The organism is Vreelandella vilamensis (genome assembly GCF_031451755.1).
Lineage (GTDB): Bacteria > Pseudomonadota > Gammaproteobacteria > Pseudomonadales > Halomonadaceae > Vreelandella > Vreelandella vilamensis.
Genome location: NZ_JARWAN010000006.1, coordinates 22,439 through 47,684, shown reverse-complemented (window position 1 = coordinate 47,684; position 25,246 = coordinate 22,439). Strand labels below are relative to the sequence as shown.

The window sequence follows — 25,246 nt, the reverse complement described above, 5'->3', positions numbered from 1 at the left end:
CCGCCTGAAGGCGGAGGCTTGTGAAAACAAGCCCGGTTGACCAGCCTAAGCCCGCCTGACAGGGATAGTCGAAAGGGGCTACGTGTGCAACAGGTCGCCAAGACTCACCGCCAAATGCTTCCTCAGTTTGGCGCTCTGAAAGGTCAAGATCATGCTGGCGCAAGGTAAAACGCCGAAGGTTTTGATCGCCGCGCAAGCGGGAGCCGGTTGCACACATTGGCGAGGGGAGATTGGGCGAAAGCCCCGCGACACTAGGCCTTTACGGGCAGAGCTTAACGGCCCAGCAGGTGGAAAGCCTGCACCTTAATTTAGCACGGTGGTGGCAATACCCATCACTTGACACACACTCAGCCAAAAGGAGTCGCGGACAGGGAACCCCACGTCGTGCTGCGCACGACGCGCTATCCCTCCCGGCGCTAAAAGCACCGGGTTTCCCGCGCAAAATCTGATGAATTTTGACAACATCCCCGCCGGCAAAGATCTGCCCAACGACATTTATGTGGTGATTGAGATCCCGGCTCACCATGCACCGATTAAATATGAAATCGACAAGGATATGGGCTCTTTGTTGGTGGATCGTTTCATGGCAACTCCGATGTTTTACCCGGCTAACTACGGTTTTATCCCACACACGTTGGCTGACGATGGTGACGCACTCGACGCACTCGTCGTTACCCCACACCCAGTTCAACCGGGAAGCATCATCCGCGCTCGTCCAGTAGGTGTTCTCAACATGACCGATGAAGCTGGTGAAGACGCTAAACTGGTGTGCGTACCCCATGCCAAGCTTTCTTCGCTTTACGACGATGTTCAAGAAGTGACCGACCTACCGGAACTTTTACGTCAACAAATTGCCCATTTCTTTGAGAATTATAAAGATCTCGAAAAAGGTAAATGGGTAAAAGTGGAATCTTGGGAAGGTGCTGAAGCTGCGCGTAAAGCAATTGAAAAATCCGTTGCGGCATACCAAAAAGCATAACGCGCTAAGGCATTATATGTTATCAGACGGGCTGCCCTCACAGGGGCGGCCCGTTTATCTTTGGTAGGGCCGTTAAGGCATCATTAAATTCTGCGTCATGTTAGCGCACTCAAGCACGCCAACGTATTGACTGAGTTACGCTATTCTACGCTATGGCTATCGCCCCATGGCGAAATTGCGTATTTACCATTTCTCGACGCTGACGATTTAAGGAGAGTTCGTGTTGTCGCTTCGACGTCCGCTACTCGCGCTAAGCCTATTATTGGCATTATGGCTTATTCCACTGTCTGCTAGCGCACAGTGGTTTTCTTCGTCTGATGCGCAAGGCGATTACCTTCCTGTAATGGAAGCCTTTCAGCCTGACGCCTGGCACGATGGCGAGACGCTCTTTATCGGCATGGAAATCGCTGATGATTACTACCTCTACCGTCATCAGTTTGCTGTTGAAAGCCAAGACGAAAACATTACGCTTCAAGCCCCCAACTTGCCGGAAGGCACCTTCACTACCGATGAATTTCTTGGCGATGTGTTCATTTTTCGCGAACGTGTGGTATTCGAGGTACCTTTCGAATCATCGCATCGTGGGCCGTTGCCAGTTCAGCTGACCTTTCAGGGCTGTGCTGATGCGGGGCTTTGTTACCCACCAGAGCGCACCTCCTTGCAGGCAACGGAATCCGAGGCACCGCCCGCGTTTGTCGACTGGGATAAAACCGAGACAGTAACGCAAGACGAGTCCCAACGGGATTCCGCGACATTTTCTGCATCTGACGCCAGTTTTGATGGCCCACAAAGCGATGATCGCCGTTTTACCACGTTGTTAAACGAAGCGAGCTTACCGTTAGCCCTAGGGCTCTTTTTTATCGCCGGGCTCGGGCTCACTTTTACTCCCTGCGTGCTACCGATGATCCCTATTTTGTCGTCGATTGTGGTCGGTCAAAACCCGACGAAGCCGCGCGCTTTTATTCTCTCAACGAGTTATGTCTTGGGCATGTCGGCAACGTACGCACTCGTTGGCATTCTCATGGGGCTATTCGGTGCCGGCTTAAACTTGCAGGCACATTTGCAATCGGCTCCGGTACTTCTGGTATTCGCCCTACTGTTTATTCTTTTTGCGCTTGCCATGTTTGGTGCCTTTGACCTGCGCCTGTCACCTCGCTTGGCAGGTCGCGTGGAGGCATGGCAAACGCGAGCGCAACAAAGTGGGCCGCTAGGCTTAGCGGTCGCCGGCGCGCTTTCCGTATTAGTGGTATCGCCCTGTGTCACCGCACCACTCGCAGGTGCCCTTGTGTTTATCTCCTCCACGGGCGATGCCATGCTCGGCGGTGCCGTACTCTTTGCCTTAGGCCTTGGCATGGGCGTCCCATTGCTGCTTGTCGGCACCTTTGGCGCGACGTTACTGCCGCGCTCAGGCGCGTGGATGAATGGCATCAAAATCGTCTTTGGCCTACTTCTCTTGGGCGTCGCTATTTGGATGGTTGAGCGCTTAGTTCCCGCCACGGTGGCGCTACTGCTATGGGCGGCACTCGCGATTGGCAGCGCTCTGGCACTCGGCGCGCTGCAGTTAAATCAACCACAAGGATGGGCGCGCGCGCGTCAAACATTAGGTATTTTGCTACTCGCATGGGGCATCGCTTTGGTCATCGGTGCCGCTCAAGGGGGCACCAACCCGTTACGTCCACTACAGTTCACATCAACCAATACGGGCACCAGCAACGAGCAAACGCTGGCGTTTCAAGAAATCGACCGGCTTAGCGAGTTAGATGCCGCTTTAAACGCTGCCGCCGACCAGGGGCAGCCCGCCTTCGTTCACTTCACCGCCGATTGGTGTATCTCCTGCAAGCAAATGGAGCGGGAAGTCTACCCTAACCCCGAGGTCGCGCGGGCGCTGAAGGAGTACACGCTAATCAAAGCCGACGTTACCCAAACAAATGAACAAAGCCGCCGCTTACTTGAGCGCTACAACTTGTTTGGCCCGCCGAGCCTACTCTTTTTTCATCACCGTGAAGAGATTCTTGATGCGCGTATTCAAGGAGAAGTCAACGCGGCCGAGTTAGAACAACACTTGCAAACACTAAGCCGCTGGATTGCCGGCTGATGGCGGTCGCTTAAGGTCGAGCTTAATAATCAACGACGCTCCCCTGCCGCGAACGTCGTCAAACATCTGTTTAAATACCCCTTCTATGGCATATCAGATGCCATTGCTGGACAACCTCGCCCTTTTTCGGCAAACTCTATTGCAAATTGGTTAAAATTTAGCGCTTTAAACGGCTAGCATAGGGGTAACGTTCGCTAACGTGTCGCGTTCTCTTATGTTTTAAATCAGGTTTACTGCGCTAGCAGGCACCGCGCCAACGCGCTTCATACCCCTGCTATTTGATACCGTTTATCAGCTTGCTAATTGATTTTTTACCACCTTTAAACATAAGGCCACGTCATGGATATTCGCAAAGTCAAAAAACTTATTGAGCTGCTGGAAGAGTCAAACATCAGCGAAATCGAAATCCAAGAAGGCGAAGAGTCGGTTCGCATTAGCCGTCACCCCGACGGTAGCAACCAGCCACCGCAAGCGATGCCGCCGCAATATACTCCGCAACCGGCAACTGCCCCGCAAGCCGCCGCGCCGACCGTCAGCGAAGACGCTGGCATAAGTCATCGCGGCGAAGCCGTTAACTCACCTATGGTGGGCACTTTCTACCGTAGCTCGGCACCAGGCGCAAAATCGTTTGTCGAAGTCGGCGATATGGTGAAGCAAGGCGATACTGTCTGCATCGTGGAAGCGATGAAGATGATGAACCAGATCGAAGCCGACTGCGACGGCGTCATTGAGGCGATCCTAGTGGAAGACGGCGAGCCGGTCGAATTTGACCAACCCATGATCGTGATTGCTTGATCTTCTCTTTCTGACACGGGTGGACTCACCATGCTGGACAAGGTACTTATCGCCAACCGCGGCGAGATTGCCCTACGCATTTTGCGCGCATGCAAAGAATTGGGCATCAAAACCGTGGCGGTACACTCTAAAGCCGACCGCGAACTCATGCACGTGCGCCTTGCAGATGAAGCCGTTTGCATAGGTCCGGCGTCTTCTGCGCAATCTTATCTTAATATTCCCGCGCTGATCAGCGCTGCTGAAGTCACCGACTCAAGTGCTATTCATCCCGGCTACGGTTTTCTTTCCGAAAACGCTAATTTTGCTGAACAGGTAGAGCGCTCAGGCTTTACCTTCATTGGCCCGCGGGCTGAAACGATCCGCCTGATGGGCGACAAAGTCAGCGCGATCGAAGCGATGAAAAAAGCCGGTGTGCCTACCGTACCTGGCTCCGATGGCCCGCTAGGTGACGATGATGAGGCTAACCTCGCCACTGCCCAGCGCATTGGTTACCCCGTGATCATTAAAGCGGCCGCTGGCGGTGGCGGGCGTGGCATGCGCGTGGTTCACACTGAAGGCCACTTGCTCTCGGCGATCAATGTGACACGCACCGAGGCTCACTCGTCTTTTGGCGATGGCACGGTCTACATGGAGAAATTCCTCGAAAAGCCCCGCCACGTGGAAGTTCAAGTACTGGCCGACGGTCAGGGCCACGCGATTCACTTGTATGATCGCGACTGTTCATTACAACGTCGCCACCAAAAAGTGCTCGAAGAAGCTCCCGCGCCAGGCATTGATCCGGCTGCCCGCGAAAAAGTGTTAACCGCGTGTCGAGACGCTTGCCTCAAAATTAACTACCGCGGCGCAGGCACCTTCGAGTTCCTTTACGAAGATGGCGATTTCTTTTTTATTGAAATGAACACCCGCGTGCAGGTGGAGCACCCAGTCACCGAAATGGTGACTGGGGTGGATATCGTCAAGGAGCAGCTACGCATTGCCTCTGGCTTACCGCTCTCCATCACGCAAGATGATGTTAAAGTCCGCGGGCACGCGTTTGAGTGCCGTATTAATGCCGAAGATTCGCGTACTTTCATGCCATCTCCCGGCAAAGTCTCGCTTTACCATTCTCCGGGCGGCTTAGGCGTACGGATGGATTCGCATCTGTATACCGGTTATACCGTGCCGCCGTATTATGACTCTCTCATTGGTAAGCTGATCACGTGGGGTGAGGATCGTGATATTGCGCTCACGCGTATGCGTAACGCGCTGGACGAGCTTCTCGTAGAGGGCATTAAAACCAATATCGATCTGCAAAAAGATCTGGTACGGGATAGTTACTTCCGCCAAGGTGGGGTCAATATCCACTATCTCGAAAAGAAACTCAGCTAAGCTATTGCCGTGAGTGCTCCATAAAACGGGGTGGCCATGCTGCCCCGTTTTTATTTATTGCCGATGCCCACCTTCATTCCCCGCTTTTTTTGACTGCCGCGCCTTTTGGAGACCACATCATGCCTTGGCTACAACTCAAAGCCCACGTAGCCCCCGAGCAAGCAGAGCTATTGGAAGAGCTTTTGCTAGACGAAGGTGCCACCGCGATTGGCTTGCAGGATGCCCACGATGATCCGGTGTTTGAACCGGAACGTGGCACGACGCCACTATGGCAAGATACGATATTAACCGGCCTTTACGACGACCTCGAAGGAATCGATGCCATGCTTGGGCGTATCCATGCCGCCTGGGCAGAGCAGATACCTGGCGAGCCGTGTCCCGAGATCGAGTATGAACTACTTGCCGACCGTGATTGGGAACGCGAGTGGATGGAAGATTTCACGCCGCTGCAGATGGGTGAACGCCTTTGGATTGTACCAAGCTGGCATACGCCACCGCAGCCGGGAGCAGTAAACCTCGCCCTCGACCCTGGCCTTGCCTTTGGTACCGGCACCCATCCAACAACGGCGCTTTGCCTGGAGTGGCTAGATGGCTTGGCTGTTAACGGCGAGCTAGCTGACAAAAAAGTACTCGATGTCGGCTGTGGCTCGGGGATTCTCGCTATCGCGGCCCTAAAACTGGGCGCAGCAAGCGCTGATGCCACCGATATCGACCCTCAAGCCCTTCAAGCCAGCCGCGATAACGCCGAGCGCAACGCCATTGATGAGCAGCAACTTGCACTTTACTACCCTGAACAGCTACCTGCTGGCACCTATCCCGTAGTAACGGCTAACATTCTCGCTGCACCGCTGATTGAAATGGCCAAGACCATTGCAGGGTACGTTGCCCCTGGGGGACGCTTAGCGCTTTCAGGAATCTTGGCTAACCAGGCCGAGGAAGTGCAACACGCTTACCAAGCCCAAGGGCTTCTAATGCAAGCGCCCATACAGCGCGAGGGCTGGATGAGATTGACCGGCACACGAGCGAGATAACGTTATACCCACTAAAGCCGGCCTTCACCCTAGCAGTGAGTCGGCGTATCATGCATACCCTTCTCACCAATGACTCGCTGCTACGGCCTGCCATGCTATGACACGCAATACCCTAAATTTAGGCCAACAACTGCCGACGATTGGCAACCACACGCTGATGAATCGCGCTATTTTAGCGCCTATGGCAGGGGTAACCGATCGACCTTTTCGCCAACTATGCCGCCGTTTAGGCGCCGGTTGGGTCGTAGGCGAAATGGTCACCTCAGACCCCAATCTTTGGCACACGCGCAAATCTCAACAACGCATGGACCACTGCGGTGAGCCCTCGCCCCGCGTGGTACAAATTGCCGGTGGAGACGCGAGCATGCTCGCACACGCCGCCCGTCTCAACGCCGAACTTGGCGCCGAGGTTATCGACATCAATATGGGCTGCCCAGCGAAAAAAGTATGCAACAAAGCCGCGGGCTCGGCGCTTTTGCGTGATGAAACCCTCGTTGCTTCGATTGTGAATGCCGTTGTTGCGGCGGTCGATATTCCGGTGACACTTAAGATCCGCACCGGTTGGTGCGCCGAGAGCAATAACGCCGTACGCATTGCTAAGATAGCCGAAGATGCCGGCATCCAAGCGCTAGCCGTGCATGGCCGCCACCGTCAGCAGCGCTACACCGGTTACGCGGAATACGACACCATCGCCGAGGTTAAGTCTCGCGTTTACTTCCCTGTTTTTGCCAACGGTGATATCACCAGTGCGACGCAAGCCGCCGATGTACTGCGTTACACCCAAGCTGATGCAGTGATGGTGGGGCGTGGGGCTCAAGGTAACCCGTGGATTTTTCAACAAATCACCCACTTCCTAGCGCATGGACAACACCTGCCTGCGCCAACGCTTAACGAGCGACGCACCGTTCTGAGCGAGCATCTTTTGGCACTCCACGACTTTTACGGTCATGTCATGGGACCCAAAATCGCCCGCAAACATATCGGCTGGTATATCAGTGCCGATACACGCTTTAACGACGCCGAACAACGCGCGCTAAAGCGCCAATTTAATGCTCTCACGTCACCCGAATCGCAAATTGAATGGATCAACGACGCCATGTCTTGCAATGCAAGTGCGCGTCTTTTCGCTAAAGGAAGCCATGCCGCATGAGTGAACGCAATCTTTTATCCCAGTCCCCTGCAAGTCACTCAACGTTGTCGGCACCTAGGTCCACAAGCGATGCACGGTCCACAAGCGATGCACCTACTTCATCAGCGCCGCAACCGCTGCGTGAGGCCGTTGAAGCTTCCATGCAGCGCTATTTTGAGCATTTGGACGGCGGCGACACCACCGACCTTTATGCCATGGTGATGGCAGAGGTCGAAGCACCGCTTCTGGCGTCGGTGATGGCGTACGCCGAAGGCAACCAGACGCGCGCTGCGACGTTGCTCGGTTTAAACCGCGGCACACTGCGCAAAAAGCTGAAATGCTATGGCCTGCTTGACAAAGACTCAGGCCTTCTTGAAGGTGATGCCCCTTGATCGGGGTGTTGCTGTTTTTTTATTGACCGATCCTCAACGTGAGCACACCCATGGCTGATAGCACTGCAACACCCGTTCGTCGCGCTTTATTAAGCGTGTCTGATAAAACAGGCATTGTCGACTTCGCTCGTGGTTTAAGCGAACATGGCGTTGAACTTCTTTCAACCGGGGGTACCTTCCGTCTACTGCAAGAAAATGGTATTGCGGTTACAGAAGTCTCTGAACATACCGGTTTTCCTGAAATCATGGATGGTCGCGTCAAAACGCTGCATCCCAAAATTCATGGCGGTATTTTAGGGCGCCGCGGGCAGGATGATACTGTCATGGCGGAAAATGAGATCGCCCCGATTGACATGGTTGTGGTCAACCTATACCCCTTTGCCGCCACGGTGGCGAAAGCCGACTGCACGCTAGAAGATGCGATCGAAAATATTGATATCGGCGGCCCGACCATGGTCCGGGCCTGCGCTAAAAACCACGCCTACACCACCATTGTGGTCAATACGGGCGACTATGCCCGCGTACTCGGTGAATTAACGGCGCATGGTGGCCACGTCAGTGACGCTACCCGCTTTGATCTAGCCGTTAAAGCCTTCGAACATACCGCCGGCTACGATGGCGCCATTGCCGACTATCTTGGCCGTCAGATCAGCAACGCTGATGCGCAGTTCCCACGTACGTTCAACCTGCAACTTCAGAAAAAGCAGGACATGCGCTACGGTGAAAACCCCCACCAAAATGCAGCGTTTTATATCGACCCTCACGCCCAAGAGGCAAGCGTCGCCACCGCACGAATTCTTCAAGGGAAACCGCTTTCGTTCAATAACGTCGCCGACACTGACGCTGCCTTTGAGTGCGTCAAAGCCTTTGACGATATCGCCTGCGTGATCGTTAAACACGCCAATCCTTGCGGGGTTGCTGTAGGCCAAACCGCACTTGAAGCGTATGACAAGGCATTTGCAACCGACCCCACCAGTGCGTTCGGCGGCATCATTGCCTTCAACACACCGCTTGATACGGGCACTGCGCAAGCGATCATCGAGCGCCAGTTTGTGGAAGTGATTATTGCCCCCGGCGTTAGCGATGAAGCAGCTGCTATGGTTGCCACCAAGAAGAACGTGCGGCTGCTCGACGTTAGCGCCCATTGGCCAGGTGTAACCCAGCCAGGACTCGACTTTAAGCGCGTCAACGGTGGCTTACTGGTGCAAGAACGTGATCAGGGTATGGTCGGCCGCGAGGAACTCACCGTTGTGAGTGAGCGTGCACCCAGCGAGCAAGAATTGCGGGATCTCGCCTTTGCCTGGCGGGTGGCAAAGTTTGTGAAATCCAACGCCATTGTTTATGCCAAAGAGGGCCAAACCATTGGCGTTGGCGCAGGACAAATGAGCCGCGTTTACTCAGCCAAAATAGCCGGTATTAAAGCTGCCGACGAAGGCCTCTCGGTGCCGGGCTCGGTGATGGCATCCGACGCATTTTTCCCCTTCCGCGACGGTATTGACGCTGCCGCTGCCGCTGGCATCACCGCAGTGATTCAACCAGGCGGATCAATGCGCGACCAAGAAGTTATCGATGCGGCCAATGAAGCGGGCATTACCATGGTATTCACCGGTATGCGTCACTTTCGCCACTGACGCATGATGACGCTTTCGCCTTGACAACAAAACCAGCGGTATTTGCCGCTGGTTTTTTCGTGCTTGTTTTTTCGTGCTTGTTTTTTCGTGCTTGTTTTTTCGTGCTTGTTTTTTCGTGCTTGTTTTTTCGTGCTTGTTTTTTCTTGCCTCGTTTTTTATCACGCCCTATGACTTATCAAGCACGATTGTAATGGGCGAACGAAAATCACCCTAGGTCAATACACACATATTTGGTCTCGAGGTATTCTTCTAACCCTTGATGCCCGCCTTCACGGCCAAGCCCTGAGGCTTTGACACCACCAAAGGGGGCCGCCGCGTTCGAGATCAAACCGGTGTTAACGCCCACCATGCCATATTCTAATGCCTCAGAAACACGCCACACACGCGCTAAATCTCGCGAATAGAAATAAGAGGCCAAGCCAAATTCAGTATCATTCGCCATGGTGATAGCGGTTTCTTCATCATCAAAGGGAAACACGGCTGCCAGTGGGCCAAATGTTTCTTCTTTAGCGACTTTCATTTCACTGGTCGCAGAACTAATTAATGTTGGCGAGAAGAAGTTGCCACCTAGCGTGTGCGGATGACCACCCAACAGTAGTTGTGCGCCGCGATCTACCGCGTCTTGAACGTGTTCGCTCACTTTTTTGACGGCATTGTGATCAATCAGCGGCCCTATATTGACATTGGGCTTACTGCCATCTCCCACGTGTAATTCGCTGTTCATGGCAACTGCCAGCTTTTCACAGAAGGCGTTAACGACACTTGACTGAACCAAAAAGCGGTTGGTGCAAACACACGTTTGTCCCGCATTGCGAAACTTAGCCGCCATCGCACCCTCTACCGCGGCATCCAAATCCGCGTCTTCAAACACGATAAACGGTGCGTTGCCGCCCAACTCCAATGAGATTTTTTGGATGTGCTCGGCCGCTTGAGTCATTAACTTGCGCCCGACTTCGGTAGAGCCGGTGAAGGTAATTTTACGCACTTTGGGAGATGTCGTTAGCGCCTCGGCAATCTCAGACGCTTGTCCGGGTACCACGTTAAACACACCGCGCGGAATCCCTGCACGCTCAGCTAAAAGCGCTAACGCAGTTGCCGAAAATGGAGTTTGGCTCGCCGGTTTCACGACAATTGTACAGCCCGCGGCCAGAGCAGCACCGGCTTTGCGAGTTATCATGGCGGCTGGGAAGTTCCACGGGGTAATCGCGCCAACAACACCCACTGGCTGCTTGGTCACCACGATACGCTGACTTGCTTTTGCCGCAGGAATCGTTTCGCCATAAACACGCCGCGCTTCCTCAGCGAACCAGCGCAAGAAACTGGCCGCGTAGGCGATCTCACCTTCTGCCTCTTTCAGCGGCTTACCCTGCTCAAAGGTCATCAGCATGGCAAGGTCTTGCTGATGCTCCAGCATTAAGTCATGCCACTTCAATAACAGGTCCGCACGCTCTTGTGCCGTCAATGCGCGCCAGGCGGGCAAGGCCGAGTCGGCGGCGTCGACTGCCCGAAGTGTCTCCGCCTTGCCCAAGCGCGGCATATCGCCAACTAACACTTGCGTGGCTGGGTTATAGACGTTGATCTGCTCACCGCTATCGGCGGCTACCCAACTACCGTCGATGTAAGCAAATGGGCAATAAAGATGGGTTTCTTTTAGCGCTTCCATGTCAAACTCCTGACCAAATGATGGCCCCAAAGTAAATGATGACAATCATGCTAAGACGAAACGCCCCATTTGACCAATTAGAAGCAACAATTTTGCGCACCAAAAAGCCAATGTCACCGCTTACCTAGCTGACAAGGGTAAGAAATTCTTGGCGCGTGGCTTGATTCTCACGGAAATCACCTAGCATCACCGATGACGTCATACTGGAATTTTGTTTTTCCACGCCGCGCATCATCATGCACAGATGCTGGGCCTCCACCACCACGGCCACACCGCGCGCTTGAGTGACTTGTTGAACCGCTTCTGCAATTTGGCGAGTCAAATTTTCTTGAATCTGCATCCGGCGGGCAAACATGTCGACGATGCGAGCAAACTTCGAAAGCCCCAATACTTTACCGCTGGGGAGGTAGGCTATATGACATTTACCGATAAAAGGCAGTAAATGATGCTCACACATCGAATAAAGCTCTATATTTTTCACTAACACCATTTCGTCGGTTTGCGATTTGAACACCGCACCGTTGACAATATCTTCCAACGACTGTTGGTAACCCGCATTGAGAAACTGCATCGCTTTAGCGGCACGCTTGGGCGTATCACGCAGCCCTTCACGGTCGGGGTTTTCACCTAACTGTTGAATGATTTGGCGGTAATGGTGGGCGATATCATCGGTCATGTTCAGCCTCGTGATTAAATACAACTCGACTTGGCACTTCGGTTTACCGTGTTACTTGGCCAGCCGATCAGGGGGATTTATGCATGTTTATTGTGACGATTTAGCCACGATGACAGTCACGCCCGGAGCGCTAAAACCACCTTGTCCGCAAGTCGCTACTTACTGACGGCTAAATTCAGTACAAAATGTATACGCTTAGCATTTCTTGTACAATAAAAAACAGACCAGACCTATTCTATCGCACTCCTAGCCCCTGTGGCAGAGTGCCACGCTGACGCATCACGAGCGATTGGCGCTATGTTATAATACTAACTAACAGCTAATACGTTGCTGATGGCATTTGTGCTTCAACTTACCAGCAATATCTTATTCATTCAGCGAGAGCCCGTTATGTCGTTTAAATTGCCTTTAAGGTTGACAACCACCTGGTTCGCTGCACTGGCCGCACCGCTTTTAGCCATGCCGCTTTATGCCGCCGAAGAAACCTTGTCATTGCCTGATAACGCCACTATAGGCGTAGAGTTCGTTGACTCTATCGCGTTTAGCGAAGGAGAAACGCGCAAAGAAGGCATCCTGCTCCGGCCAAGTCATTACAACGATGCATCTCACGTTCTGCCGGACTATTGCGTCTTCATTGGTGATGCTCAGCTTTCGGAAAACCGTTTGCGTGTTACCGTTAACGATGTCACCTGCATCGAGACAGATAATGCCGACAGCGCTATTTTTTCAGGTGCCATTAGCGCCAGCGCTTATGACAGCGACGGTCAATATGGCCTCGCCTGCGATAACAACCAATGCATCAAATTACCAGGGCATAGCTTCTCGCTCACGCTAAGCGAGGCGCTTGAAATCGAAGCGCAAGACAACCCTTCCGCGGAAATTAACGCACAGCGCCGTCAAGCCAACGGCGATGGTGACGCAAACCCCACCCCCTCGGAACGTTCGGACTCAGAGGATCAGTAGCCCCTGGGTTCTCTTGAGCCTCCCTCATGCCAGCCACTTGGGTGACGCCAGCTGGAGCCTTTGTTGCTCTAGCTGGCGAATGTGCTGATCCCAGTAGCCATTGCCAGCCACCCAGGGAAACGCTTGCGGAAAGGCTGGGTCATTCCAACGGTCCACCAGCCAGGCGCTGTGGCGCACCAAGCGATAGCTCCGTAATGGCTCAATCAAGTCCAGCTGATCATGGGGAAACGCCCTTTCTTCCTCATATCCCTCTGAAATCTCACTAAGTTGCGACCGCCAAGTTTGGGGGTCATCTATCGCCAGCAGCATCCAGATGTCCTGTATCGCAGGCGCCATCAAGCAGTCGTCGAAATCGACCAGGGTAAAGTCCTCGTCTCGGCCTAAAATATTGCCCAGATGACAATCTCCGTGACAGCGAATCGTTGCTACCTTTTTGGCTTGGTACGAGGCGGTTTGCTCTTGCAACTGAGTGGTCACACGCTCATAGGCGCGACGCTGATGCGTAGTCAACCAATCACTCGACAAAACATGCTCACGCGCCTGAACGATTCCTGCTGGCATATCAAGCGTGGCCCGATCGGTAAACGCTTTCCTCTCTCCAACGCGGTGCAATTTCGCAAGCAAACCGCCTAACGCAAAAAGATGGGCGGGATTATCCAACTCTGGGGCTTGACCAATGCACTGGGGAAACAGAGCAAAATCATACCCGGCATAGTGATGAAGCGAACGTCCCTCGCGATCACGCCAAGGAGCCATGACCGGAACTCGGGCGTCGCTGAGTTCGTGTAAAAAATCATGCTCTTCCTGAACGGTGGCCTGCGACCAGCGCGCTGGTCGATAAAACTTCACCACCCAACCGCGACGTTCATCATCACGAAACATCAGCACGCGATTTTCATAACTATTAAGCGCAAACGGCTCACTCGTCGGCCAAAATCCAATGGATTCTATCGCCGACATCACAACGTTTGGGGATAGCGCGTGATAAGGATGCGGCATACAGGGCTCCTTTCTATTGGAAGCAACATTCTACCAGCTCAACTACCTCACTCGGCCAATAGAGGTTTTGCGTCAATTTTTAGCGCCGCGGCGTACGTGCAAGGGCATAGACATCCACCTTCTCCGCCCCTGCCTCTTTCGCCACCAATGCCAACGCATGAGCTGTAGCCCCCGTTGTCAGTACATCATCCATTATTACCACGTGCTTAGGCAGACGGGCTGTTATCGCAAACACCCCTTCTAAATTACGTTGCCGCGCCGTACGTCCGAAGAGACGTTGGCTCGGTGTATCGACCGTGCGCAGCGCCTTTATTATGGGAATATCCCAGGTTTTACGCAGCTCCTTTACCAGCCATTGCGCTTGGTTAAAACCACGCTCCTGCGAGCGCTTTTGATGCAACGGCACAGGAATCAGCGCCTCCGCAGGGCATTGAGCTAGCGTTTCTTTAAACAGCGCCATCAGCAGCACGCCCGCCCGTGGCGACGCGTGAAATTTGAATTCACGAATGAGTTGTCGAACCTGCCCTTGATATAAAAATGGTACATGTGCCCGCGTAAAGGCCGGGGGCGAATCCACACAGTCACGACACGGCATTGCCTTCGCAAAAGAAAGCGGGTCGCCACAGCACTGGCACGCTTGTCCATTCCAAGGAAGCGAGGCAAAGCAAGTACCACACCACGCCTGTCCAAACGATACTTCTCCTAAGCAAAAAGCGCAGTAACCTGGTAGTGCTAAACGCAGCTGCCGTTCTATCCACCCACTGAGATCACGCCCAATCCGTTGCGTTTGCATTTTTTGCTCCTTGCCATTAATTCACATCGATAATTGACTTCTTAAAATTTGCTGCTAATATGTGCGCCAGTTATGCGGATGTGGTGGAATTGGTAGACACGCTAGATTTAGGTTCTAGTGCCGTAAGGCGTGGGAGTTCAAGTCTCCCCATCCGCACCAACTTTCTTAAAAAGCTTTACTCATTGTAAAATTGTGACACCGTAAATATCCCCTTCCCCCCCCCCTCTCAAGTTAAATAATTCATAACCTAATGTCATAACACTGTGAACTTTGATGTTTTTACTTTTTAATTAGCATAACATCAACTAGTGCACTAATTATGTCTGTTCGATTCGCTCTTCTAAAGCTGTTAATGTTTTTCTTTCGCCGGATCGCCATTCCGTGCATAACGATGCTGAAATATCGACAGATAAAAAATTCTTTAGAAAGGGCCTCGCCTGTGAAAAAAATTGTAGTGCTTGGATGGCTGAGCTTATTAAGCAACGCTTTTATTAGTACAGCAATGGCGAATGATAGCGACTTACCCCAATGGGCTAGCGACAGCATTGAGCCTACGCGCGAGCGTGTTGGCGGCTGGGTCGACAACACCTCACGCAATATCGACAATTTTTTTGGCACCCATGAAAGTATGAGCGTCGAAAACGAGTCGTATCTTCGCCTAGGCCAAGAGTTCGATTTTATGGAAGGCGACGGAGTCAACGCAGAGACGACTCTTCGCTACCGAATTGATTTACCGACTTCTGAAGAGCGTTTGCGCCTCATTATCGAAAGTGACCCCGAAGAGTCTCAAGGCACATTAGAAGAGCAAGGCTCTGGGCGACTCGCTAACGATCAACGCGACAGGCGTTCCTCAGTCTTGGGGTTAAACTGGTTAGAAAAACGCGATAAACGCGAACACTGGAGCAACGATGTTAGCGCCGGGGTACGTTTACGTTTGCCGCTAGATCCTTATGTGCGCTTTACCAGTGAGCGGCTGTGGGATTTAGGCGAGAGTCCTTGGCAACTTGAATCCAACAACCGGCTTTCATGGTTTAACAATGAAGGCTATTCCGCGCGAACACGATGGGATATAGGTAAGCTGTTAAATAACGCTCAACACCTTCGTTTTATAACCACGGTACAATGGCGCGAAAAAGAAGACACGCTAGAGTTTAGCGAAGTAGCAGAGCTCAACCACCGGCTCAACGAGCGAAGCGCCCTACGCTACTCGGCCATCGCCATTGGCGAAAGCGCGTCTAATCCACATATGACCAATTATTATTTGCAAACCCGTTATCGCCGCGATGTGCATAAAGGGGTACTGTTTGCTGATATCATTCCTGAATTGCACTTCCCGCGTGAAGCAAGTTACGACCCACGTTGGGCCATGACATTACGCCTTGAGATGTATTTTCAGCGCCGCATTCAGCGCAACTATTTTTAGTGCTGAGTGAGCATACTACCTTCACACTTACTCAAATGGCGAAAGGTTACGCCAATGCGATGCCCCTCCCCCTCTTTCATGAAAGGCTTTTGCTTGCCATCACCCAAGAGGCGCGCATTTTTTATTAACGGCTTTGTCAATGACGATAGTTAACTTACAAACGCAAACCACCATCGCACTCAATAATACGGCCTGAGAAGTAGTTGTTAGTCAGAATAAACTCTACGCTTTGGGCAATATTATCGGCTTCACCGAGTCGCTTAAGCGGCACCCCTGAGGCAATACGCTCTAGCATATCTGGCCGCATCGCAGCGGTCATTTCGGTATTAATAAAGCCAGGTGCCACCGTACCGGTCCGAATCCCATAGCGTGCGAGCTCGTTGGCCCAGGTTACCGTGAGCGCATGAATCCCCGCTTTGGCGGCAGAGTAGTTACTTTGCCCCATATTACCCGCGCGAGAAATGCTGGAAATGTTAACGATAACGCCTTCTTTGCCTGCTTCGATCATATGAGTCGCGGCTTCACGTCCGCATAAAAAAACGCCGGTAAGGTTCACATTGATGACACTTTGCCAATCATCAAGCGACATGCGCTTTTGCACTTCGCCATCTTTTGCCTTTACCAGCAACGCATCTTTCGTAATCCCTGCATTATTCACCAAGCCGCTGAGCGTACCCATCTGCTGAGCAATATCCGCAAATGCCTGGGTAACGGAAGCTTCTTCCGCTACATTAACCACAAATGCTTGGGCATCAATATCTTCACTTGCCAGTTTCGAAACGGCACTATCTAACGCCTCTGCATTCATATCCAACAAAGCCACTTTCGCGCCTTGCTGGCCAAGACGTCTTGCGGTCGCGAACCCCAGGCCGCGAGCGCCGCCTGTAATCGCGATAATATGGTTATTTAATTCCATCTGTCTTCACCTTTAATCAATTTACAACCGCACCGAGCATGGTCGGTGCATTAAAATCGGTACTCACTGTTATGCCCATAAAAGCCCTGAGCTGCTGTCGCAATAACAGTCCTGAGTAAAGCATTCAGTCACGTACTAAACATAGCACCAATGATGCGGTGCAGCATAGTAAAGGCAGCAAGAAAATTAAACCGCAGTAATAAGAGCTCACTGCCAAAACCGCAACAGATGACGTCAAGCCTCGCTCCGGTTAACTCTTGCTTTAATGCCTCAGCGTCTCCATATTCTCAACTGCACATTGTTGGAGCGAATTATGCCCGTATTGCTTTTTATCTCCCTTTTTACACTGCTCGATTTTGTGGTCCTTTTTTCCATAGGTGGTCAAATCGGGCTTCTTGCCACTTTGTTATTGATTTTAATCACGGGCATAGGCGGGCTTCATCTTATCCGCCGCGAAGGTGCCTCCACACTAGCCCGCGCGCGCGAAAAAATGAACGCTGGGGAGATTCCTTCGACTGAGCTATTAACCGGCGCTGCACTCATTTTTGGCGGCGCCTTGTTAATGGCACCGGGCTTTTTATCTGATGCCCTTGGGTTAGCGTGCTTACTACCCAATGCGCGTCGCGTAATGCTCAAGCTACTCACCTGGCTTGGGCTCAAAGCTAGTGTGAACACGCAACAGCAAGCGGGCAATCAACAAAGCCGTAAATCTCATACTCATACGAACTCGGATACCTCATCCAATTCCCGCCAAGACGCTCCGCTCGAAGGTGATTTCATTAGCCGCGATGAACCGCACCACCGTCGCTAAATTGCCAATAGCGCGGCGGTGGAAAAAAAAGCCATTTTTTTCCTCTCTCCCCCTTGAAAGGCTAACGCTAGCCCCCACTTTTGAGGCAGTACACAAGTTCGGCGAAAGCACATGCTTATCGCCATTAACAATGAAGGTCACACGACCTTCACTTCTCGTTGGCAAGGTCTTTTAACCAAGCCATGAGAAGCGTCATTTGGAAACCGCCCTTTAGGGCTCAAAACGATACTCAGGAGAACGTGAGCATGAATATCCGTCCTTTGCACGATCGCGTCGTGATCCGTCGCGTAGAAGAAGAGCAAACCACTGCTGGTGGCATCGTGCTCCCGGGCAGCGCCCAGGAAAAACCCACACGTGGCGAAGTACTCGCCGTGGGTAATGGCCGGATTTTGGAAAACGGCGATGTCCGCGCGCTGGATGTCAAAGTAGGCGATAGCGTAATTTTCAAAGATGGCTTTGGCGTCGAGAAACAAAAGATCGATGGCGAAGAAGTCTTGATCATGAGCGAAGCCGATATCCTGGCTGTCGTTGAAGGCTAAGTAGCGGAAGGCGATTATCCCCTTCTGACTATTTGCCAACCCATTTCATAGTTCATCCATATTTAACTGTTAGGAAATTACGAACATGACAGCTAAGCAAGTTAAGTTCTCTAATGATGCACGTGTGCGCATGGCACGCGGTGTAGACGTTCTTGCCAACGCGGTAAAAGCGACTCTCGGTCCGAAAGGCCGCAACGTTGTGATAGAAAAGTCTTTCGGCGCCCCCACCGTCACTAAAGATGGTGTCTCTGTCGCCAAAGAAATCGAGCTGAAAGACAAGTTCGAAAACATGGGCGCACAGATGGTCAAAGAGGTCGCCTCGCAAACCTCTGACGCCGCCGGTGACGGCACCACTACCGCTACCGTACTGGCCCAAGCGATTGTGACGGAAGGCCTTAAGGGTGTGACCGCGGGCATGAACCCGATGGATCTTAAGCGCGGTATTGACCAAGCCGTCAATGCGTCTGTGAAAGAGATTAAAGCGCTATCCGTGCCGTGCACAGATTCCAAAGCGATTGCCCAGGTTGGCACCATTTCCGCCAACGGCGATGCACGCATTGGTGAAATCATTGCCGAAGCGATGCAGAAAGTCGGCAAAGAAGGCGTTATCACCGTCGACGAAGGTCGTGGCTTCGAAGATGAGCTGGAAGTCGTCGAAGGTATGCAGTTTGACCGCGGCTACCTCTCGCCCTACTTCGTCACCAACCAAGACACCATGGCGGTTGAGTTGGAAGATCCGTTCATCCTGATGGTGGACAAGAAGATCTCCAACATTCGCGAATTGCTGCCGACTCTTGAAGCCGTGGCAAAAGCTGGCAAACCGCTGGTGATTATCGCCGAAGATATTGAAGGCGAAGCGCTGGCAACACTGGTCGTCAACAACATGCGCGGTATTGTAAAAGTCGCTGCCGCTAAGGCGCCGGGCTTTGGCGATCGCCGCAAAGCTATGTTGCAAGACATCGCGATCCTGACCAACGGCACTGTGATCTCTGAAGAAGTAGGCCTCACACTTGAGCAAGCGACCCTGGATCATCTGGGTACTGCCAAGCGCGTCACCATGTCCAAAGAGAACACCACCATCATCGATGGCGCCGGTGTTGAAGGCGATATCGAAGCTCGCGTTGGCCAGATTCGCGCGCAAATCGAAGAGACTTCCTCTGATTACGATAAAGAGAAGCTCCAAGAGCGTGTCGCTAAGCTTGCTGGCGGTGTTGCCGTTATCCGCGTGGGTGCGGCTACCGAAGTAGAAATGAAAGAGAAGAAGGCTCGTGTTGAAGACGCGTTGCACTCAACTCGCGCCGCCGTGGAAGAAGGCGTTGTCCCTGGTGGTGGTACCGCACTGATCCGCGTACTTACCAAAGTAAAAGGCTTGACCGGTGAGAACGAAGACCAGAACCACGGCATCAACATGGCACTCCGCGCCATGGAAGCACCGATGCGCCACATCGTTACCAACGCCGGTGTTGAAGCCGCGGTTGTCATTAATCGCGTGAAAGATGGCGAAGGTAACTTTGGCTACAACGCACAGACCGGCGAATTCGGTGATCTGTTTGAAATGGGTGTACTCGACCCAGCAAAAGTCACGCGTACTGCTCTGCAGTCTGCGGGCTCCGTTGCTGGCCTGATGATCACCACCGAGTGCATGATCGCCGATGATCCGGACGAGAAAGACGCCGCACCGGATATGGGCGGCATGGGTGGAATGGGCGGTATGGGTGGCATGATGTAATGCACCCTTGAGCCAACCGCTCATTTGACGCCAAAACGTCAGCAAGAACCCCGCTTCGGCGGGGTTCTTGCGTTATGGGCATGTTAATATTGCGACTTAGTGACTCTCTTACTTAACTGTTTACTTAATTACTCAATCACATACTAACCACCGCCTGTTTAGGGTTTGAATTCCGTGCTTTCCAATATCCGCATTATCCTGGTTCAGACGTTTCACCCCGGTAATATTGGCGCCACTGCCCGCGCCATGAAGACAATGGGTCTTGAGCACCTCACGCTAGTCAACCCACGCGTTTTCCCCGATGACGAAGCGACACGACTCGCCGCCGGCGCCACGGACGTGTTGGAAAACGCACACGTTGTCAGCTCGCTGGATGAAGCTGTTCAAGATTGTGTGCAGGTGGTGGGCGCCAGCGCGCGGCTTCGCAGCATGCCGCTACCGCATTTTGACGAGCCGGATGAGATGGCCCAAAGCGTGATAGAAAACGCCGCGGCAGCGCCCGTCGCGCTAGTATTTGGAAGGGAACGTTCGGGGTTAACCAACGATGAAATCCGTGTTTGCACCCATCAGGTCAGCATCCCGGCGAACCCGGATTACGGCATCCTCAACCTTTCTCAGGCGGTGCAAATTCTCGCCTACGAGGTTCACCGCTGCTTTCGCAAACGCCCCGACAGCGGCTTTACTTACCAAACGCCGACGCAGGCAACGCCGCCCAGTCGTGAACAGTTTGGCTATTTTCAAGATCACTTACATCAGGTGATGCACAAAAGCGGTTTTATCACTCAACCCCACGCGCGCACAGAGGAGCAGTTACAGGCCTTATTCGCCCGCGCAGAGCCTTCACGGCGTGAGCTTTCGCTGCTGAGAGGGTTATTGAGCGCGGTAGAAGCACATTTGCCGGATGAGCCCACCCCGAAAGAGTGAGCCCAAGGCGGCAAATGCATAAAAGCACGTTACAGCATCATGGCAGCGAGCCAGCCAAAGCCGATCAACGGTAGGTTGTAGTGGATAAACGTCGGCACAACGCTATCCCAAATATGGTCGTGCTGGCGGTCGACGTTAAGCCCTGACGTTGGGCCGAGCGTGGAGTCGGAGGCGGGAGAACCGGCATCGCCGAGCGCCGCCGCCGTCCCTACCAGCACCACGGTTGCCATGGGTGAAAAGCCAAACTGCACCGCTAACGGCACAAAAATCGCCGCGATAATCGGGATAGTAGAAAACGAGGAACCAATCCCTAACGTGATGAACAAGCCCACCAGTAGCATAACCAAGGCGGCCAAACCGCGGTTATCACCAAACAGGGCAAACGCCCCTTCCACCAGCGAATCAATGTCCCCGGTGGTTTTCATCACCTCGGCAAACCCGGCAGCGGAAATCATGATAAAGCCAATAAGCGCCATCATTCGCATACCGCTGGTGAAAAGATCATCCGCCTCGCGCCACTTAAAAATACCGCCAAGCGATAAAAGCGCCACACCCACCAAGCCGCCCAAAATCATCGAGCCGCTATAAAGCTGCAGCCCCAGTGCTGCGGCAATGGCCACGCCCGACATGACAAGCCCCAAAGTGTGCGGCTCTTGAGGGGCAGAATGCCCTTCATGAGCGTTAGTGCTCACGACATCGGCGCTGTTGTAGTGGCGCGGCTTGCGATAGCTGAAGAAAAGCGCCACGGCTAACCCCAACGCCATACCGCCTACAGGAATCGCCATCGCCATTGGCACCATGCCACGGGTAATCTCAAGCCCTAACGGTTCGCCGGCGCTATTCAAGTTGGCAAGCAAAATGTCGTTTAGGAAGATCGCGCCAAAACCGACCGGTAGCAGCATGTAAGGCGCCGTTAACCCAAACGTTAGCACGCAAGCCACCGCCCGGCGGTCAAGATTGAGCTGATTCATCACTTTTAACAGCGGCGGAATCAAAATCGGAATAAATGCGATATGGACCGGGATCAGGTTTTGCGATGAAATCGCCACCAGCAGCACGGCGGTCAGCAGTAGTGTTTTCACACGTGACTGATGCGCGATGCTGGTTTCTTGACCGAGTAAGACAATCAACCGTTTGGCGAGTAAATCGGGTAAGCCCGAACGAGAAATTGCCACCGCAAACGCCCCTAGCGTGGCATACGCCAAAGCCACCTGTGCGCCACCACCTACGCCCTGATGAAAAGCATCCAGCGTTTGTTCAAGCGTCAATCCGCCTACCACACCGCCCACAAGCGCGCCAACGACCAATGCAAACACCACGGAGACCCGCGCCAGCGATAGCACCACCATCACCAGTACGGCAATAATTACGGCATTCATGAGATTTCCCAAAAAGAAGCGTCAGTGAGTGTATGAGTAATGAGTTTATGCGTAAGAGAGTTCGCAAAAGCGGGGGATTTTAGCAGATAGCGCAGGAGTAAAAAGCCAAAGCCAGTAAATAAACCTTAATACCCTGGCTAGATCATAACGTTTGCCCCTAATGCTTGCTGCCATCGCCTTCGCTGCTTACCATCGCTGCTTCGTTTAACGTTAAACATTGTTTAACGCTAAAGCTGGTAAGCCGCCAATTCCCTAGGAGTCCCAATGAGCACTATCGCCATTGTCATTTCGCTACTTTTGCTGATGTTTCTTGCCTATCGCGGAATATCAGTGCTGCTGTTAGCGCCTCTACTGGCCATGCTCGCGATCGTCATTTCTGGCGATGCGCCGCTCTTGCTCCCCACCTATACCGACACTTTCATGGGGGCGATGAGTCGCTATGTCTTTCAGTTTTTCCCGCTATTTCTTCTCGGCGCGCTGTTTGGGCAGTTGATGGCGGACTCAGGGGCAGCGCAGGCCATCGCAAACGGCATCGTCAATAAACTCGGTACCCATCACGTTGTATTGACCGTTGTAATCGCCTGCGCGGTACTAACCTACGGTGGTGTTTCGCTATTTGTGGTGGCATTTGCCATATTTCCTATCAGCCGCGAGCTTTTTCGTCGTGCCAATGTGCCCAAACGCTTGATTCCCGCGACCATCGCGCTGGGCTCTTTCACCTTCACCATGACCGCACTACCGGGCACGCCTGCCATTCAGAACGCCATTCCCATTCCCTACTACGAAACCAATAGTTTTGCCGCACCAGGGCTTGGCATTATCGCCGGTATTATTATGCTCACCCTCGGCACGCTTTATATTCAGTCTCGTGTGCGCAAAGCTGCGGCCAAGGGTGAAGGTTACGGGGTGGAGGTCGCACCGCACACCACACCCGCCGACACAGATGACATTCCAGCCTCTCCCAACATGTCACTTGGCTTAGCGTTAATTCCGCTGGTGATGGTCATCGCGCTGAATGCGCTATTTACGTACGCGGTATTTCCCTCGCTTGATCTAGGCTATATCAGCGATGCGTTCGAGAATGTCTCGCCTAGTAGCCAGACCGGCCTGTGGGCGATTCTGGTGGCACTCATCACGTCTTCCGCTTGGCTGATTATTACCCGCTGGAAACACTGGGCCGACTTAAAAACCACGGTAAACAAAGGCTGCATTGGCTCATTGCTGCCGATCTTCAATACGGCGTCCGAAGTGGGCTATGGGGCGGTGATCGCAAGCCTAGCCGGCTTTGCCATTATCCGCGATGCGGTATTGACCATCTCCGATAACCCGCTGATTTCGGAAGCAGTGGCCATGAGCGTGCTCTCGGGCATTACCGGCTCATCCTCTGGTGGGCTTTCCATTGCGCTACAAACGTTAGGCAGCGAATATTTGGCCATGGCGCAAGCGGCAGGCATTGACCCTGAGCTGATGCACCGCGTGGCAACACTGGCCTCCGGCGGGATGGATACGCTACCCCATTCCGGTGCGGTAATTACCTTGCTTACGATTTGCGGCCTTACCCATCGGCAGTCTTACGGCAACCTTGCCATGGTGACCATTGTGCTACCGCTTGCCGCGCTGGTTAGCGTCATCACGCTAGGCACGCTGTTTGGCAGCTTTTAAAATGCCAAAAACGCCCATGCTTATTACGTCAATGTATGGACGTAAAAGTATGGGCGCGAAAATATGAACACGAAAGTATGAACGCCGGCGCGAGTGGCAACGTCGTGTGTGGGTCGCTAGACTAAACCAAGCTGCGTTAAACAGTCGCTTGCGATCACACGCTCTTCATCGGTTGGGATCACCCACATGCCCACGCGGCTATCAACGTGAGCAATTCGTGTTTCGTTGCGTGCATTGGCATCGTTATCAAGTTGCACACCCAGCCACTCGCACTGCGCGGCTACCTGTTCGCGCACGCGGGCAGCATGCTCACCAATACCGGCGGTAAATACCAACTGGTCTACCCCGCCTAACGCGGCGGCCAAACTGCCGATTTCACGAGCAATGCGATAGCAATAAAGATCAATCGCCTCATGTGCCTCTGGCGCATCACTTGTCAAAAGCTCGCGCATATCGCTGCTAATACCGGAAACGCCCAAGAGCCCCGATTGCTTGTACAAGAGCGTGGAAACATCCTTGACTGACATGCCCTCATGTTCGATCAAATGCAGCACAAGACCCGGATCAAGCGTACCCGAGCGGGTGCCCATTACCAGCCCTTCCAACGCGGTAAAGCCCATGGTGGAGGCAACACTCTTGCCGTTATGTATCGCACAGAGGCTGGCGCCGTTACCTAGGTGTGCCACGATCACGCGCTCACACGCAGCAGCATCAGGCAGCACCTCGGGAAGCGTGCGATTGATGTAATCGTACGAGAGCCCATGAAAGCCGTAACGGATCAGCCCTTTGACCGTCAGCTCCCGAGGTAGCGCGAACTGTTTTGCCACCCAAGGCTGGTCAGCATGGAAAGCGGTATCGAAGCTTGCAACTTGGGGCACCTCCGGATAGCGCGCCATCAAGAGTTTAATCGGCGCCAAGCAGTGCGGCTGATGTAATGGTGCTAAGCTTGAAAGCGTCTCCAACTCATCCACGTCTTTGGCGCTCAATACCACGGCTTCGCGATAACGCTGTCCACCGTGAACGACGCGATGACCGATCCCGTCAAGGGCTCCCCCTCCCTCACGGCTGGCAAGCCACGCCATCAACTTGGTGATGGCACCTTCATGGTTATCGGCCACGCTTAATTCGTCGAGGGCGTGCTCCTGACCATTTTCGGCTACCTGCTTGAGCGAAACGGCAGCTCCCTTCGTGCCCAAGCCGGAAAAATGCCCCCGGTAGGTCAGCGACAGCGCTTTTAATGCCGGGTCCTTGTTTGCTTCTGACGTCGCGGTGGTGCTCTCCGTCGTGTTGGCATAAAGCGCAAACTTGAGGCTAGAGGAACCGCTGTTAAGTACTAAAATCTCGCTCAT

The 25,246-nt window shown here is 53.1% G+C and carries 22 protein-coding genes and 1 tRNA gene; 16 read left to right on the top strand and 7 right to left on the bottom strand.

Annotated features, from left to right (window positions below):
- Nucleotides 1–448: 448 nt before the first annotated feature.
- From ppa to purH, 8 genes are all read left to right on the top strand, one after another.
- A complete protein-coding gene (gene ppa, locus QC823_RS05380) occupies nt 449–979 on the top strand; it encodes an inorganic diphosphatase (protein WP_309655328.1) in 531 nt (176 codons plus the stop codon).
- Between the two features lie 220 nt (nt 980–1,199).
- Nucleotides 1,200–3,074 carry a protein-disulfide reductase DsbD gene (gene dsbD / locus QC823_RS05375; protein ID WP_309655327.1) on the top strand — a complete coding sequence of 625 codons (1,875 nt, stop codon included), beginning with the start codon at nt 1,200–1,202 and terminating at the stop codon, nt 3,072–3,074.
- 339 nt (nt 3,075–3,413) lie between these two features.
- Nucleotides 3,414–3,869: an acetyl-CoA carboxylase biotin carboxyl carrier protein gene (gene accB / locus QC823_RS05370; protein ID WP_309655326.1), complete on the top strand. Its 456-nt coding sequence runs from the start codon at nt 3,414–3,416 to the stop codon at nt 3,867–3,869.
- Nucleotides 3,870–3,899: 30 nt separating this feature from the next.
- Nucleotides 3,900–5,237, top strand: coding sequence for an acetyl-CoA carboxylase biotin carboxylase subunit (gene accC, locus QC823_RS05365; protein ID WP_309655325.1), 1,338 nt, complete (start codon nt 3,900–3,902; stop codon nt 5,235–5,237).
- A 119-nt stretch (nt 5,238–5,356) separates the two neighbouring features.
- Nucleotides 5,357–6,268: a 50S ribosomal protein L11 methyltransferase gene (gene prmA, locus QC823_RS05360; protein ID WP_309655324.1), complete on the top strand. Its 912-nt coding sequence runs from the start codon at nt 5,357–5,359 to the stop codon at nt 6,266–6,268.
- A gap of 97 nt (nt 6,269–6,365) precedes the next feature.
- A complete protein-coding gene (gene dusB, locus QC823_RS05355) occupies nt 6,366–7,418 on the top strand; it encodes a tRNA dihydrouridine synthase DusB (RefSeq protein WP_309655323.1) in 1,053 nt (350 codons plus the stop codon).
- The gene (gene fis / locus QC823_RS05350) at nt 7,415–7,789 is read left to right on the top strand and encodes a DNA-binding transcriptional regulator Fis (protein ID WP_309655322.1); all 375 of its coding nucleotides are present in this window, start codon (nt 7,415–7,417) and stop codon (nt 7,787–7,789) included. The genes dusB and fis overlap by 4 nt, the downstream gene beginning before the upstream one ends.
- A 50-nt stretch (nt 7,790–7,839) precedes the next feature.
- Nucleotides 7,840–9,420, top strand: coding sequence for a bifunctional phosphoribosylaminoimidazolecarboxamide formyltransferase/IMP cyclohydrolase (gene purH / locus QC823_RS05345; RefSeq protein ID WP_309655321.1), 1,581 nt, complete (start codon nt 7,840–7,842; stop codon nt 9,418–9,420).
- A 205-nt stretch (nt 9,421–9,625) separates the two neighbouring features.
- Here the strand turns inward: purH and QC823_RS05340 are convergent, their stop codons facing one another.
- Together QC823_RS05340 and folE are read right to left on the bottom strand one after the other, a co-directional pair.
- Nucleotides 9,626–11,083 (bottom strand): NAD-dependent succinate-semialdehyde dehydrogenase, encoded by a 1,458-nt coding sequence (locus QC823_RS05340; RefSeq protein WP_309655320.1) that lies wholly within the window; start codon nt 11,081–11,083, stop codon nt 9,626–9,628.
- Nucleotides 11,084–11,207: 124 nt separating this feature from the next.
- A complete protein-coding gene (gene folE, locus QC823_RS05335; RefSeq protein ID WP_309655319.1) occupies nt 11,208–11,759 on the bottom strand; it encodes a GTP cyclohydrolase I FolE in 552 nt (183 codons plus the stop codon).
- 390 nt (nt 11,760–12,149) lie between these two features.
- On the opposite strand from folE, the gene QC823_RS05330 reads away from it, so the two are divergent.
- The gene (locus QC823_RS05330) at nt 12,150–12,722 is read left to right on the top strand and encodes a hypothetical protein (RefSeq protein WP_309655318.1); all 573 of its coding nucleotides are present in this window, start codon (nt 12,150–12,152) and stop codon (nt 12,720–12,722) included.
- Nucleotides 12,723–12,746: 24 nt separating this feature from the next.
- Here QC823_RS05330 and QC823_RS05325 read toward each other — a convergent pair whose 3' ends face one another.
- Nucleotides 12,747–13,721 (bottom strand): serine/threonine protein kinase, encoded by a 975-nt coding sequence (locus QC823_RS05325; protein WP_309655317.1) that lies wholly within the window; start codon nt 13,719–13,721, stop codon nt 12,747–12,749.
- Between the two features lie 79 nt (nt 13,722–13,800).
- Entirely contained in the window at nt 13,801–14,514 is a 714-nt protein-coding gene (locus QC823_RS05320; RefSeq protein WP_309655316.1) for a double zinc ribbon domain-containing protein, read from the bottom strand.
- Nucleotides 14,515–14,588: 74 nt separating this feature from the next.
- Here QC823_RS05320 and QC823_RS05315 point away from each other — a divergent pair.
- Together QC823_RS05315 and QC823_RS05310 are read left to right on the top strand one after the other, a co-directional pair.
- Nucleotides 14,589–14,673, top strand: a tRNA-Leu gene (locus QC823_RS05315).
- A 343-nt stretch (nt 14,674–15,016) separates the two neighbouring features.
- A complete protein-coding gene (locus tag QC823_RS05310; RefSeq protein ID WP_309655423.1) occupies nt 15,017–15,937 on the top strand; it encodes a hypothetical protein in 921 nt (306 codons plus the stop codon).
- Nucleotides 15,938–16,091: 154 nt separating this feature from the next.
- On the opposite strand, the gene QC823_RS05305 is transcribed toward QC823_RS05310, so the two are convergent.
- Complete coding sequence (locus QC823_RS05305; RefSeq protein ID WP_309655315.1) at nt 16,092–16,853, bottom strand: SDR family oxidoreductase; 762 nt, start codon at nt 16,851–16,853, stop codon at nt 16,092–16,094.
- A 313-nt stretch (nt 16,854–17,166) separates the two neighbouring features.
- Between QC823_RS05305 and QC823_RS05300 the strand changes: the two genes are divergently transcribed.
- The 4 genes from QC823_RS05300 to QC823_RS05285 all read left to right on the top strand — a co-directional run bounded on the left by QC823_RS05300 (nt 17,167) and on the right by QC823_RS05285 (nt 20,856).
- Entirely contained in the window at nt 17,167–17,664 is a 498-nt protein-coding gene (locus QC823_RS05300; protein WP_309655314.1) for an FxsA family protein, read from the top strand.
- A gap of 245 nt (nt 17,665–17,909) precedes the next feature.
- On the top strand, nt 17,910–18,203 hold the full coding sequence (locus QC823_RS05295; protein WP_179930640.1) for a co-chaperone GroES: 294 nt from the start codon (nt 17,910–17,912) through the stop codon (nt 18,201–18,203).
- Between the two features lie 85 nt (nt 18,204–18,288).
- Nucleotides 18,289–19,932, top strand: coding sequence for a chaperonin GroEL (gene groL, locus QC823_RS05290; RefSeq protein ID WP_309655313.1), 1,644 nt, complete (start codon nt 18,289–18,291; stop codon nt 19,930–19,932).
- 174 nt (nt 19,933–20,106) lie between these two features.
- Nucleotides 20,107–20,856, top strand: a complete 750-nt coding sequence (locus QC823_RS05285; protein WP_309655312.1) for an RNA methyltransferase — start codon at nt 20,107–20,109, stop codon at nt 20,854–20,856.
- Between the two features lie 29 nt (nt 20,857–20,885).
- On the opposite strand, the gene QC823_RS05280 is transcribed toward QC823_RS05285, so the two are convergent.
- Nucleotides 20,886–22,235, bottom strand: coding sequence for a Na+/H+ antiporter family protein (locus QC823_RS05280; protein ID WP_309655311.1), 1,350 nt, complete (start codon nt 22,233–22,235; stop codon nt 20,886–20,888).
- 264 nt (nt 22,236–22,499) lie between these two features.
- On the opposite strand from QC823_RS05280, the gene QC823_RS05275 reads away from it, so the two are divergent.
- Complete coding sequence (locus tag QC823_RS05275; protein WP_309655310.1) at nt 22,500–23,897, top strand: GntP family permease; 1,398 nt, start codon at nt 22,500–22,502, stop codon at nt 23,895–23,897.
- A 116-nt stretch (nt 23,898–24,013) separates the two neighbouring features.
- Here the strand turns inward: QC823_RS05275 and QC823_RS05270 are convergent, their stop codons facing one another.
- Complete coding sequence (locus tag QC823_RS05270; protein ID WP_309655309.1) at nt 24,014–25,246, bottom strand: acetate/propionate family kinase; 1,233 nt, start codon at nt 25,244–25,246, stop codon at nt 24,014–24,016.